We start from the raw sequence: 12,939 nt of genomic DNA on the forward strand, positions 1-12,939 counted from the left end.
CTGGCATCAATCCATCTCAAAGGAACCCACAAAGGGTTCAATATTCAAGCTCTACTGGCTTAAATCGGCACACTGTTGAGTTCTCAAACAACACACGCACACCCGAATCAACCACTCACACGAGCGACACCAACGAGGGCTAGATACTGAAGAATTCTCGAAATTGTCGAGGTCGCCCACTCTACCACTCACTGGCGGGAGCTTGGTTCGCGACCCCTGCGCCATCGCTCGTTCCGAAGTTTCCGGCCCGTGCCGCGCTGACTTGGAGAAAGTTACACGCCCGGAAACCTGGGGTCAAATCGCACCCCCAAGTGCCCGCCACTGGGCGAAACCGCAGGTCATCGCCCCTGTGTCAAGTCTGCCACCAACGTATCCCACCCGATCTCCGCTGTGAATGTGACCGCGATCACATCAACTATCTGCATCTGTCCGGCACCCGGCGCGCTGACCTGCGGAAACGGCCGTGGCCGCCGACCACGGGAGTCGACGGCCACGGTGGACCACGCTCAGACCTGCACCTCGACGCCCGCGGTGTTGCGTTTGCCCCGGCGGAGTACGAGCCACTTGCCGTGCAGCAGGTTCTCCTTCGACGGCGTCCACGCCTCGTCGGTGACCTTGGTGTTGTTCGCGTACGCGCCGCCCTCGTGAACGGTGCGCCGGGCCGCCCCGCGGCTCTCGGCCAGGCCCGCGGCCACCAGCAGGTCGACGATGGTCGGCTCGTCGGCCAGGCGGGCGGTGCCGGTCGGCGCCTCGGCCATGGCGGCGTCGAGGGTGGTGAGGTCGAGTCCGGCCAGGTCGCCGCGACCGAACAGGGCCTGGCTCGCGGCCACGACCTGGGCAGTCTCCCGCTCGCCGTGCACCAGCGTGGTGAACTCCTCGGCCAGCCGCTTCTGCGCGGACCGCAGGTGCGGGCGCTCGATCGTGTCCTGCGCCAGGGCGTCGATCTCGGCGCGGTCGAGGAAGGTGAACATCCGCAGGTACCGAAGGACGTCGGTGTCGCCGACGTTCACGAAGTACTGGTACCAGGCGTACGGCGAGGTCATCGCCGGGTCCAGCCACACCGTGCCGCCACCGGTCGACTTCCCGAACTTGCGTCCCTCGGCGTCGGTGACCAGCGGGGCGGTGAGCGCGTGCACGGTCGCACCGTCGACCCGCCGCACGAGTTCGACGCCGCCGATGATGTTGCCCCACTGGTCGGAGCCGCCGACCTGCAGCGCGCAGCCGTGCGAGCGGTGCAGGCGCAGGTAGTCGTGCGACTGGAGCAGGAGGTAACTGAACTCCGTGTAGGACATGCCGTCGGACTCCAGGCGGCGTTTGACCGTCTCGCGCGCGAGCATCACGTTGATGGAGAAGTGCTTGCCGACGTCGCGGAGGAAGTCGAGGACGGACAGCTCGGCGGTCCAGTCGAGGTTGTTGGCGACCACGGCGGCGGTGCCCGGGCCATTCGCCTCGTCGAAGTCGACGAAGCGCTCCAGTTGGCCGCGAATCCGCTCGGACCACTCGGCCACCACATCGGTGGTGTTGAGGGTGCGCTCGCCGACGTCACGCGGGTCGCCGATCATGCCGGTGGCGCCGCCCGCGAGCACGATCGGCCGGTGGCCCGCGCGCTGGAAACGGCGGAGCATGAGCAGCGGGACCAGGTTTCCCGCGTGCAGGCTGGGCGCGGTCGGGTCGAAACCGGCATAGAGGGTGAGTGGGCCGGAGTCGAGATCCTTGCGCAGCGCGTCGAGATCGGTGGACTGCGCGATCAACCCGCGCCAGGACAGTTCGTCGAGGATGTGTTCACTCACGACAGTCATCCTCTCCCACCCGAGCCCGTCGGTCCTACCGGATTCCGGCAGCGCCCTGGTGTCCACGAGGTTGTCGCAATCGATCCCATTGCCGCCTATGCATAGCTGGCGATTCAAGGCAGGATGCGCCCCGATCGGGAAAGACAAGTTGGAGGCTCACCGTGTCTGGCGTCAGACGATCCCTACTGCGATACATCGTGCCGGTCGCCCTCGCGGCAGCCGTCACGGTCACCATCCCCCTGACCTTGCCGAGCAGCACACCGTCCGCCGAGGCGTGGACGCCGATGACGTCGGTGCAGGTCGACTACGGCGCGACCGCGGCCCCCGTGCGCGGCAAGCTGCTCTCGTTCAACGACTTCCACGGTGCCCTCGAACCCCCGGTCGGCAGCGGCGGCTTGGTGAACGGCGTGCCCGCGGGCGGCGTGGAGTACCTGGCCACCCACGTCAAGCGGCTGCGTGCGGACGCCACGGCGGGCGGCGAGACCGTGATCACCGCGGGTGCGGGTGACCTGGTCGGCGGCACGCCGCTGATCAGCGCGGCGTTCCACGACGAGCCCAGCATCGAGGTGCTCTCCAAGCTCGGCCTCGACCTCAGCTCGGTCGGCAACCACGAGTTCGACGAGGGCGTCGACGAGCTCAAGCGGCTGCAGCGCGGCGGCTGTCACCCGGTCGACGGCTGCCAGGACGGCGACGGCTTCGCGGGCGCGAAGTTCAAGTACCTCGCCGCGAACGTGGTGGACAAGCGGTCGCGGCTGCCGATCCTGCGGCCGTTCGAGATCAAGTTCGTGGACGGCGTGCCGGTGGCGTTCATCGGCATGACCCTTGAGGGCACGCCGAGCATCGTCAACCCGGCAGGCATCAAGTCGGTCGAGTTCCTCGACGAGATCAAGACCGCGAACTTCTACGCGGGCCTGCTCAGCCTGCTCGGCGTCAAGGCCTCGGTGCTGCTGATCCACGAGGGCGGCCAGCAGAACGCGCCGCCGACCCCGCAGGACCCGTCGAGCTGCGCGAACTTCGCCGGGCCGATCACCGACATCGTCGCCGGGCTGCGGCCCGAGTTCGGTGCCGTGGTGTCCGGGCACACGCACCGCTTCTATAGCTGCGCGCTGCCCAACGCCGCGGGGGTGAACACCGTGGTCACCAGCGCGGGTTCGAACGGCACGCTGGTCACCGACATCGGTTTCACCCTGGACCGCAAGTCCCGCAAGTTCGCCTCGGTGCAGGCGCGCAACGTCGTCGCGGAGAACGGCGTGAAGCTGCCGGACGGCACCTACGCCAAGGACGCGGCGGGCAACTTCCTGCGCAACCCGAACCTGGTCGACGCGGACGCCAAGGTGCTCGTGGACAAGTACCGGGCCGCGGTGGCCCCGCTGGCCAACCGCGTCGTCGGCGACATCACCGCGAACATCTCGCGGACCGCGGACGCCGACGGCGAGAGCCCGCTCGGCGATGTGATCGCGGACGCCCAGTTGAGCTACACGGCTTCGGCGGGCGCGCAGATCGCGCTGATGAACCCGGGGGGCATCCGGGCCGACCTGAGTTTCGCGAACTCCCCCGGCGGCGAGGCCCCCGGCCAGGTCACCTACGGCGAGTGCTTCACCGTGCAGCCGTTCAACAACCTGGTGGTGACCCAGGCGTTCACGGGTGCGCAGCTCAAGGAGGTGCTGGAGCAGCAGTTCGTCGGCTTCGGCGGGCAGACCGTGCAGCGCATCCTGCAGGTGTCGGCGGGCCTCTCGTACTCCTATGACACCACGCGGGCGGCAGGTGACCGGGTTTCCGGGCTCTCGCTCAACGGCGCGCCGATCGACCCGGCCACGACCTACAAGGTGACCACGAACGACTTCCTCGCCAACGGCGGGGACGGGTTCACCAAGCTCACCGCCGGTACCGGTCGGGTCACCGCGCCCGGCTTCGACGTGGACGCGCTGGTCGCTCTCGTCGGTGCGGGCCCGGTGTCGCCGGGGCCGTCGAACCGGTTCACCAAGATCGCCTGATTTTCCGCTGGGCTGAGGGCCACTCCACGTGCCGTGGGGTGGCCCTCAGCGCGTCGCGGGGGTGCGCTTGCCACCGCGCCGGTACGCGCTGACCGAGGTGGAGCCGTCGATCCAGAAGCGCCACGGGATGTCCATGGCGACCGCCACGCCGACGCGCGGACCGACGCGGATGGCCTCGGGCGGGACGCGGTCGCCCGCGAGGAGGCGAACCGGGGAAGTCGGGTCGGTGAGATCGGCGCCGTCGTGGCCGCGGTCGAGGCCGAGTGCGCTGGTCAGTTTGGCCGGTCCCTTGGCCAGGTCGGCGTCGTTGCGGGCGGCCGGGCGACGGGTTCTGGCCAGGTCCACTCCAGACACCACCTCGCCCGCGCGCAGCAGCACGGCACCGGGGACGCCGTCGGTGAGCGTGACGACGTTGGCGCAGAAGTGCATGCCGTAGACGAAGTAGACGTACAGGTGACCGGCGGGGCCGAACATCACGTCGTTGCGCGGGGTCCGGCCGCGGTAGCAGTGCGAGGCCGGATCGTCGCCGCCGCGGTACGCCTCGACCTCGACGATGCGCGTGTGGACAGTCCCCTGTGGACTGTCGGCGGCCAGGACCGAGCCGAGCAGGAGCTTGGCGGCCTCGACCGGGTCGACGGCGAGTTCGGCGCGGGTGATCAGGCGCACAGCGCGCCACCCGAGGCGATCATGACCACCTCGACGGGGCACGCCGGGCGAGCGAGCCCGGCGATCAGCTCCGGCAAGTTGTGGAAGTAGGTGAAACTGTTGCCCACGAACAGAATCCAGGTCACTTTCGGATGACTTGCTCCGCCCACGCCCGGTACTCCTCGATCCGCCGCACGACCCGGTTCCGCTGCTCCGCGACCCGTGGCGGCGCGGTCCCACCGTACGCGTCGCGGGAGGCGATCGAGCCCGCGACGGTCAGGACGTCGCGGACCTGAGGTGTCAGCGCCGGGTTGACCTCGGCCAACTCGGCGTCGGTGAGGTCTTCCAGGCCGACGCCGCGCGCCTCGGCGCGGCGCACGCACGCCCCCGCCGCCTCGTGCGCGACCCGGAACGGAACCCCTTGGCGGACAAGCCATTCCGCGATGTCGGTGGCCAGGGTGAACCCGGCGGGAGCGAGCGCGGCGAGCCGGTCGGTGTCGAAGGTCAGCGTCGAGAGCATGCCCGCGAACGCGGGCAGCAGGAGTCGGAGCTGGTCGACCGAGTCGAAGACGGGCTCCTTGTCCTCCTGGAGGTCGCGGTTGTAGGCCAGCGGCTGCGCTTTGAGGGTGGCAAGCAGTCCGGTGAGGTTGCCGATGAGCCTGCCGGACTTGCCACGCGCCAACTCGGCGACGTCGGGATTCTTCTTCTGCGGCATGATCGAGCTGCCGGTGGCCCACGCGTCGTCGAGGGTGGCGTAGGAGAATTCGGCCGTGGTCCAGATGATCACTTCCTCGGCGACCCTGGACAGGTTGACCGCGAGCATGGCGAGCACGAAGGCGATCTCGGCGGCGAAGTCGCGGGCGGCGGTACCGTCGATGGAGTTCTCGACGGGCGCGTCGAAGCCCAGTTCCTCGGCGATCGCGGCCGGGTCCAGCCCCAGCGACGAACCCGCGAGCGCACCGGACCCGTAGGGCGACACAGCGGCGCGGACGTCCCAGTCGCGCAGCCGGTCGACGTCGCGCAGCAGGGCCTGGGCGTGGGCGAGGAGATGGTGGGCGAGCAGCACCGGTTGGGCGTGCTGCAGGTGGGTGCGGCCGGGCATGGCAGCGTCGGGGTGGCGCCGGGCCTGGGACAGCAGGGCTTCGATCACATCGAGGGTGCCACCCGCGACGTGTCGGGCGGCCTCGCGCAGCCACATCCTGAACAGGGTGGCGATCTGGTCGTTGCGGGAGCGGCCCGCGCGCAGCTTGCCGCCGAGATCGGCACCCGCCCGGTCGACCAGCCCGCGTTCCAGCGCGGTGTGCACATCCTCGTCGGCGACGACCGGGGTGAACGCCCCGGACGCCACGTCGGCCTCCAGGGCATCCAGGGCGGTCAGCATGTCGCGGAGTTCGTCGTCGGTGAGCAGTCCCGCACGGTGCAGCACACGGGCATGAGCCCGCGACCCGGCGATGTCGTGCTGCGCGAGCCGCCAGTCGAAGTGGGTCGACAGACTCAGTGCGGCCATCGCCTCGGCGGGGCCGGAACTGAACCGCCCTCCCCACAGTGCGGTGGGTTGCTCGGTCACGACAGTCCTTTCTGGACAGTACAGTTCGTTGGTACCCCGGTTCAGTGGTGTTGTGCCCGCTTGGCGGCGATCTTGCTGGGGAGGCCCCAGAGTTGGACGAACCCCTTGGCCAGGGACTGGTCGAAGGTGTCGCCCGCATCGTAGGTAGCCAGGTTGAAGTCATAGAGGGACTGCTCGGACTTGCGTCCGGTGACCACCGCGCGTCCGCCGTGCAGGGTCATCCGAATGTCACCCGAGACGTGTTCCTGGGTCTTGGCGATGAAGGTGTCCAGCGCGTCCTTGAGCGGAGAAAACCAGAGACCGTCGTAGACCAGCTCGCCCCAGCGCTGCTCGACAGTCCGCTTGAAGCGAGCCAGATCCCGCTCCACGGTCACGTTCTCCAACTCCTGATGCGCGGTGATCAGCGCGATCGCCCCCGGGGCCTCGTAAACCTCGCGGCTCTTGATGCCCACCAGCCGGTCCTCGACAATGTCGAGCCTGCCGACGCCCTGGGCGCCCGCGCGCCGGTTGAGTTCCTGGATCGCTTGCAGGACCGTCACTGTCTCGCCATCGATGGCGACCGGGACACCCCGGTCGAAGGTCAGGACGACCTCGTCGGAGTCGCGCGGCTCGGCGGGGTTCGCGGTGTAGTCGTAGACGTCCTCTATCGGGGCGTTCCAGATGTCTTCCAGGAAACCGGTTTCCACCGCGCGGCCCCAGACGTTCTGGTCGATGGAGTAGGGCGACTTCTTCGACACGTCGATGGGCAGGTTGCGGTCCTCGGCCCAGACGATGGCCTTCTCCCGGGTCCAGGCGAAATCGCGGACCGGGGCGACGACCTTGAGGTCGGGCGCGAGGGCGCCGATGCCGACCTCGAAGCGGACCTGGTCGTTGCCCTTTCCGGTGCAGCCGTGGGAAACCGTGGTCGCGCCATGGTACTTGGCGGCCTCGACGAGGTGCTTGACGATCACCGGGCGGGAGATCGCGGACACCAGCGGGTAGCGGTCCATGTACAGCGCGTTGGCCTGCAGCGCGGGCAGGCAGTACTGCTCGGCGAACTCGTCGCGGGCGTCGGCGACGACCGCTTCGACGGCGCCGCACGCCAAGGCCCGCTTGCGAATCGTGTCCAGGTCTTCGCCGCCCTGGCCGACGTCCACCGCGACGGCGACGACCTCGGCGCCGGTCTCCTCGGCGATCCAGCCGATCGCCACCGACGTGTCCAGGCCGCCGGAGTACGCCAGCACCACCCTGTCACTCATTGTTCTCTCCTTGTCTTGGCACGTCTGGATTTCCGTTGTTGCGCGCGGCCATCGCGGTGAAGCGCTCCGCCATCTGCAGTCCGGTCACCGGTTCCCGGCAGATCACCATCAGCGTGTCGTCGCCCGCGATCGTGCCGACGACCTCAAGGAGGGCGGCGCGGTCGATGGCGCTGGCGAGGAACTGCGCGGCGCCGGGCGGGGTGCGCAGCACGGTCAGGTTGGCCGAGCCGTCCGCGGACACCAGCAGTTCGCCGAGCAGCCGGGACAGCCGCGAAGTGCCGCCTTGCAGGCCGCGCACCGGGTTCCCGTCCTCGGGGATGACGTAGACCGGGGCACCGCCCTCGACCGCGCGCAGCTTGACCGCGCCGAGTTCGTCGAGGTCGCGCGAGAGGGTCGCCTGGGTTACCTCGACCCCCTCGGCCGCGAGGAGCGTGGCCAGTTCGGTCTGGCTGCGGACGGCGCGTTCGGCCACCAGCACCACGATGCGCGCCTGGCGCGCCACCCGGGTGTTCATTCCTGAGCCACCAGCCACGCGAGCAGCGCTTTCTGGGCGTGCAAACGGTTTTCGGCTTCGTCCCAGACGGCGCTGGCCGGGCCGTCGAGCACGTCGTCGGTGATCTCCCAGCCGCGGTGCGCGGGCAGGCAGTGCAGCACGATCGCGCCCGGCGCGGCGCGCGCCAGGAGTTCGGCGTTGATCTGGAGCTTGCGGAACGGGCTGATCCGGTCGCGGCCGTCGTTCTCCTGGCCCATGGAGGTCCAGGTGTCGGTGACCAGGACGTCGGTGCCGTCGACGGCCGCGTGCGGGTCGGTGAGCACGGTGACACTGCCGCCGGTCTCGACCGCCCGGTGCTTGGCGTCGAGCACGAAGTCCTGCTGTGGCTGGAATCCCTCGGGGGCGACCACGCGGACGTGCATGCCCGCGGTGGCACCGCCGAGGATCAGCGAGTGGGCCATGTTGTTGGCGCCGTCACCGAGGTAGGTGGCGGTGATGCCTGCCAGCCTGCCGTGGCGCTCCTCGATGGTCTGCAGGTCGGCGAGCACCTGGCAAGGGTGGAACTCGTCGGTGAGCGCGTTGATCACAGGGACGCGGGAGGCAGACGCCATCGCGTCGATGCGCTTCTGGGCGTAGGTGCGCCAGACGACGACATCGACGTAGCGCGAGAGCACCCGTGCGGTGTCCTCAATGGTCTCTTCGCGGCCGAGCTGCATGGTGCGCCCGTCCACGATGATCGGCTGGCCGCCGAGCTGGGCGATGCCGACCTCGAAGGAGAGCCGGGTGCGGGTGGAGTTCTTCTCGAAGATCGCCGCGACCGACTTGCCCCGCAAAGGCCGCCGCGCCAACGGATCCGCCTTGAGGACCATGGCCAGGTCGAGGACCTCGCGCTGCTCCGCGGGAGTCAGGTCGTCGTCGCGCAGGAAGTGCCGGACCATCGCTCAGCCCTCCTGGGCGGCGTCGAGGATGCCGGGCAGCGCGGCGACGAACTCGCCGGCCTGCTGGTCGGTGAGGATCAGCGGCGGGGCGAGGCGCAGTACGTCGGGCTGGACGTTGTTGACCAGGAAACCTCTGTCCTGCGCTGATTTCGCGACGGCGGCGGAGACCGACCGGGTCAGCGCCACGCCGAGCAGCAGGCCGCTGCCGCGGACGCCGGACACCAGCGGGTGGTGCAGGTTCTCGATGCCCGCGGCGAGATCCTTGCCGAGCGCGGCGACGTGCTCAAGGAGACCGTCGGCGGCGATGGTGCGCAGCACGGCGAGACCGGCGGCGCAGGAGACGGGGTTTCCGCCGAACGTGGTGCCGTGGTGGCCGGGGCCGAACAGGTCGGCGGCGGCGCCGACGCCGACGCACGCGCCCAGCGGCAGACCGCCGCCCAGGCCCTTGGCCAGCGTGAACACGTCCGGGGCGATGCCCGCCTGCTGGAAGGCGAACCAGCTCCCGAGCCTGCCGATTCCGGTCTGCACCTCGTCGAGCACCAGCAGCGCGCCCGTCGCGGCGGTGATCTCGCGGGCGGCCTGTAGGTAGCCGTCGGGGGCCGGGATGACGCCGCCTTCGCCGAGCACCGGCTCCAGGAACACCGCCGCGGTGTCACCGTCCACAACGGACCGAAGTGCGTCGGCGTCGCCGAACGGGACATGGGTGACGCCGGGGGCAAGCGGCTCGAACGGGGTGCGCTTGGGCGGCTGGCCGGTGAGCGCGAGCGCGCCCATCGTGCGGCCGTGGAACGCGCCATCGCACGCGACGACCTTCGTCCGGCCGGTGAGCCTGCTGATCTTGAACGCGGCCTCGTTGGCCTCGGCGCCCGAATTGCAGAACAGCACCTTCGCGTTGCCGGTCAACCCGGCGACGTCGAGCAACGCGTCGGCCAACTCGACGGTCACCGGGTTCACATACAGGTTCGAGGTGTGCCCGAGGGTGGCGATCTGCGCGGTGACCGCGGCGACGAGCGCGGGGTGCGCGTGGCCGAGCGCGTTGGTGGCGATGCCGCCGACCAGGTCGAGATAGCGGGTGCCGTCGGCGTCCCACACGTGCGCGCCCGCGCCGCGCACCAGGGTGAGCGGCGGGGTGCCGTAGTTGTTCATCAGCGCGGACCGCCAGCGCCACTGACCGTCCTGATTGGACTCGATCACGATGATTCCCCCTCGTCCGGCAGCACCATGGTGCCGACGCCGCCGCTGGTGAACACTTCGAGCAGGACCGAGTGCGCGAGCCTGCCGTCGATGACGTGCGCGCGCGGCACACCGCCGGTGACCGCGCGCAGGCACGCCTCCATCTTCGGCAGCATGCCGCTTTCCAACCCGGGCAACAGCTTCTCCAGTTCGCTCGCGCGCACCTCGGGCAGCAGCGACGACCGGTCGGGCCAGTCGGCGTAGAGGCCCTCGACGTCGGTGAGCACGACGAGCTTCTCCGCCTTGAGCGCGATCGCGAGCGCGGCGGCGGCGGTGTCGGCGTTGACGTTGTGCGCCAAGCCTGCCCGGTCCGGGGCCACTGTGGACACTACCGGGATGCGGCCAGCGCGAACGATGTCGAGCACGGCGTCGGGGTTGACCTCGACCACGTCGCCGACCAGGCCGAGGTCGACCTCCACACCCTCGACCACGGCGGTGCGTCGCTCGGCGGTGAACAGGTGCGCGTCCTCGCCGGAAATACCGACGGCGTAGGGACCGTGCTGGTTGATCAGGCCGACCAGCTCGCGACTGACCTGGCCGGTGAGCACCATGCGGACCACGTCCATCGTCTCCGGGTTGGTCACCCGCAGGCCCGCCTTGAACTCGCCCGCGATGCCGAGCCGGGTGAGCATGGCGGTGATCTGCGGGCCGCCGCCGTGCACGACGACCGGGCGCAGGCCCGCGACCCGCAGGAACACCATGTCCTGCGCGAACGCCCGCTTGAGCGTGTCGTCGACCATGGCGTTGCCGCCGTACTTGAGCACCACGAGCGCACCGTGGAAGCGTTGCAGCCACGGCAAAGCCTCGATGAGCACGCCCGCCTTCTCGGTCGCGTCCCTCATGAGGAGTACGCGCTGTTCTCTTCGACGTAGGCGTGGGAGAGGTCCGTGGTGAGGATGGTCCCGATGCCCGCGCCCGCGTGCAGGTCGACCTCGACGAGGATGTCGCGGCCGGTGAGGTCGGCGGCCGAGCGGTCCTCGCCGCGCCCGCCCGCGCGGCACACCATGGCGCCGTTGATGGTGATGTCGAGGTTCTGCTGGTCGAACTCGGTGGGCGCGTTGCCCACGGCCATCGCGATGCGGCCCCAGTTGGGGTCGGCGGCGAAAAACGCCGTCTTGCACAGGTTGTCCCGTGCGACCGTGCGAGCGGTGGCCACGGCCTCGGCGTCGGTGGCCGCGCCGCGCACGGTGATGGTGACGTGCTTGGTGACGCCCTCGGCGTCGGCCTGCAACTGCGCGACGAGGTCGGCGCACAGCGCGGTCAGCGCCTCGGTGAACTCGGCCGGGCCGACCGACACCTCGGAGGCGCCGGACACCAGCAGCAGCACGGTGTCGTTGGTGGAGGTGCCGCCGTCGACGTCGAGCCGGTTGAAGGTGGCCTCGACGGCGGCGCGCAGCGCACCGTCCACAGCGGACGGATCGACGGCGGCGTCCGTGGTGACGACGCCGAGCATGGTGGCCATGTTGGGCGCGCACATGCCCGCGCCCTTGGCGAATCCGCCGATCCGCCAGCCGTCGGGGTGGGTCAGCGCGGCCTGCTTGGGCACGGTGTCGGTGGTCATCACGGCGGTCGCGGCGGCCAGGCTCGCGGCCGCGCCGCGGGCCAACTCCTTCGCCGCACTGTCCACACCGGACTTGACGGCGTCCATCGGCAGTCGCTCGCCGATGAGACCGGTGGAGCAGACGGCGACGTCGATCGCGCCGACGCCGAGCACGTCGGCGACCTTCTCCGCGGTGGCGTGGGTGTCCTGGAAGCCTTCCGGGCCGGTGCAGGCGTTGGCACCGCCGGAGTTGAGCACGACGGCCTTGAGTTTTCCGGTGGTGAGCACCTGCTGGGACCAGAGGACCGGCGCGGCCTTGACCTTGTTGCGGGTGAACACGCCCGCCGCGGCGGCGGCCGGGCCGTCGTTGACGACGAGGGTCAGGTCGAGCAGGCCGTTGGCCTTGATGCCCGCGGCGACCCCGGCCGCGCGAAACCCTTGGGGCGCCGCGACACCGTGCTTGCGGTCGATCATGGTGCGACTCCCACGGTGGACAGGCCCACGGTCTCCGGCAGGCCGAGCGCGATGTTCATGGACTGCACGGCGGCACCCGCCGTGCCCTTGGTGAGGTTGTCGATCGCGGCGACCGCGACCAAGCGGCCGAGGTCGGCGTCGACGGTGACCTGCAGGTGCACCGCGTTGGAGCCGAGCACCGCCGCCGTGGTGGGCCACTGGCCCTCCGGCAGCAGATGGACGAACGGCTCGTCGGCGTAGACCTTGGTGTAGGCGGCGCGGACGTCGGTGACGCCGTCGGCGAGCGCGGCGCTGCAGGTGGCGAGGATGCCGCGCGGCAGCGGTGCGAGGACCGGCGTGAACGACACGGCGACGCGCGTGCCCGCGATGGCGCTGAGGTTCTGGGTGATCTCGGGGGTATGCCGGTGGGCGCCGCCGACGCCGTACGCGCTCAGCGAGCCCATCACCTCGGAGCCGAGCAGGTTCGGCTTGAGGCTCTTGCCCGCCCCCGACGTCCCGGACACCGCGACGACCACGACCTCGGGCGTGACCAGGCCGTGCTGGATCGCGGGCGCGAGGGCGAGCGAGCTGACGGTCGGGTAGCAACCGGGGACCGCGATCCGCCTGGCGGTTCGCAGGGCGGCGCGCGCGCCGGGGAGTTCGGGCAGGCCGTAGGGCCAGTGGCCCGCGTAGTCGCCGCCGTACCACCGGTTCCAGTCCGCGGCGGCGGTGAGCCGGTGATCGGCTCCGCAGTCGACCACGAGCGTGTCGGGGGCGAGTTGGGCGGCGATCGCGGCGGAATGGCCGTGCGGCAGGGCGAGGAAGACCACGTCGTGGCCGGTCAGCGTGTCGACGGTGGTGTCGCCGAGGACGCGGTCGGCCAGCGGGAGCAGGTGGGGCTGGTGCCTGCCGAGCCGGGAGCCCGCGTTGCCGCCCGCGGTGAGCGCGCCGATCTCGACATCGGGGTGCGCGAGCAGCAGCCGGAGGAGCTCTCCCCCGGCGTACCCGCTCGCGCCCGCCACCGCGACCCGCACCGTCATGTGGATGA

The 12,939-nt window shown here is 70.3% G+C and carries 12 protein-coding genes; 1 reads left to right on the plus strand and 11 read right to left on the minus strand.

The features are described from left to right. Positions 1–506: 506 nt before the first annotated feature. A complete protein-coding gene (tyrS, locus tag ACT4N7_RS02135; protein WP_444826838.1) occupies positions 507–1,790 on the minus strand; it encodes a tyrosine--tRNA ligase in 1,284 nt (427 codons plus the stop codon). 197 nt (positions 1,791–1,987) lie between these two features. Here tyrS and ACT4N7_RS02140 point away from each other — a divergent pair, with 197 nt between their 5' ends. Next, positions 1,988–3,784 (plus strand): bifunctional metallophosphatase/5'-nucleotidase, encoded by a 1,797-nt coding sequence (locus ACT4N7_RS02140; protein WP_444826839.1) that lies wholly within the window; start codon positions 1,988–1,990, stop codon positions 3,782–3,784. Positions 3,785–3,829: 45 nt separating this feature from the next. Here ACT4N7_RS02140 and ACT4N7_RS02145 read toward each other — a convergent pair whose 3' ends face one another. Genes ACT4N7_RS02145 through argC form a run of 10 tightly spaced genes read right to left on the minus strand, consistent with a single transcriptional unit; the run spans position 3,830 to position 12,931 of the window. Next, positions 3,830–4,444, minus strand: coding sequence for a DNA-3-methyladenine glycosylase (locus ACT4N7_RS02145; RefSeq protein WP_444827036.1), 615 nt, complete (start codon positions 4,442–4,444; stop codon positions 3,830–3,832). Beyond that, on the minus strand, positions 4,441–4,575 hold the full coding sequence (locus ACT4N7_RS02150) for a hypothetical protein (protein ID WP_444826840.1): 135 nt from the start codon (positions 4,573–4,575) through the stop codon (positions 4,441–4,443). Before ACT4N7_RS02150 ends, ACT4N7_RS02145 begins: the two co-directional genes overlap by 4 nt. Continuing rightward, entirely contained in the window at positions 4,572–5,996 is a 1,425-nt protein-coding gene (argH, locus tag ACT4N7_RS02155) for an argininosuccinate lyase (RefSeq protein ID WP_444826841.1), read from the minus strand. The genes ACT4N7_RS02150 and argH overlap by 4 nt, the downstream gene beginning before the upstream one ends. A 41-nt stretch (positions 5,997–6,037) precedes the next feature. After that, positions 6,038–7,234, minus strand: a complete 1,197-nt coding sequence (locus ACT4N7_RS02160; RefSeq protein WP_444826842.1) for an argininosuccinate synthase — start codon at positions 7,232–7,234, stop codon at positions 6,038–6,040. Then, the gene (locus ACT4N7_RS02165) at positions 7,227–7,748 is read right to left on the minus strand and encodes an arginine repressor (protein WP_444826843.1); all 522 of its coding nucleotides are present in this window, start codon (positions 7,746–7,748) and stop codon (positions 7,227–7,229) included. Before ACT4N7_RS02165 ends, ACT4N7_RS02160 begins: the two co-directional genes overlap by 8 nt. Further along, positions 7,745–8,665 carry an ornithine carbamoyltransferase gene (gene argF, locus ACT4N7_RS02170; RefSeq protein ID WP_444826844.1) on the minus strand — a complete coding sequence of 307 codons (921 nt, stop codon included), beginning with the start codon at positions 8,663–8,665 and terminating at the stop codon, positions 7,745–7,747. The genes ACT4N7_RS02165 and argF overlap by 4 nt, the downstream gene beginning before the upstream one ends. Positions 8,666–8,668: 3 nt before the next feature. Continuing rightward, complete coding sequence (locus tag ACT4N7_RS02175; protein ID WP_444826845.1) at positions 8,669–9,859, minus strand: acetylornithine transaminase; 1,191 nt, start codon at positions 9,857–9,859, stop codon at positions 8,669–8,671. Beyond that, positions 9,856–10,740, minus strand: coding sequence for an acetylglutamate kinase (argB, locus tag ACT4N7_RS02180; protein WP_444826846.1), 885 nt, complete (start codon positions 10,738–10,740; stop codon positions 9,856–9,858). Before argB ends, ACT4N7_RS02175 begins: the two co-directional genes overlap by 4 nt. Then, entirely contained in the window at positions 10,737–11,912 is a 1,176-nt protein-coding gene (gene argJ / locus ACT4N7_RS02185) for a bifunctional glutamate N-acetyltransferase/amino-acid acetyltransferase ArgJ (protein ID WP_444826847.1), read from the minus strand. Before argJ ends, argB begins: the two co-directional genes overlap by 4 nt. After that, a complete protein-coding gene (gene argC, locus ACT4N7_RS02190) occupies positions 11,909–12,931 on the minus strand; it encodes an N-acetyl-gamma-glutamyl-phosphate reductase (protein WP_444826848.1) in 1,023 nt (340 codons plus the stop codon). The genes argJ and argC overlap by 4 nt, the downstream gene beginning before the upstream one ends. Between the last annotated feature and the right edge of the window lie 8 nt (positions 12,932–12,939).

This window comes from Actinokineospora sp., assembly GCF_052390155.1.
Classification (GTDB): domain Bacteria; phylum Actinomycetota; class Actinomycetes; order Mycobacteriales; family Pseudonocardiaceae; genus Actinokineospora.

Bases quoted from the DNA above. Each gene is read 5' to 3' on its own strand.
- argJ (WP_444826847.1), bottom strand. From the start codon at position 11,912: ATGATCGACCGCAAGCACGGTGTCGCGGCGCCCCAAGGGTTTCGCGCG.
- argB (WP_444826846.1), bottom strand. From the start codon at position 10,740: ATGAGGGACGCGACCGAGAAGGCGGGCGTGCTCATCGAGGCTTTGCCG.
- argC (WP_444826848.1), bottom strand. From the start codon at position 12,931: ATGACGGTGCGGGTCGCGGTGGCGGGCGCGAGCGGGTACGCCGGGGGA.
- ACT4N7_RS02160 (WP_444826842.1), bottom strand. From the start codon at position 7,234: ATGAGTGACAGGGTGGTGCTGGCGTACTCCGGCGGCCTGGACACGTCG.
- argF (WP_444826844.1), bottom strand. From the start codon at position 8,665: ATGGTCCGGCACTTCCTGCGCGACGACGACCTGACTCCCGCGGAGCAG.
- ACT4N7_RS02165 (WP_444826843.1), bottom strand. From the start codon at position 7,748: ATGAACACCCGGGTGGCGCGCCAGGCGCGCATCGTGGTGCTGGTGGCC.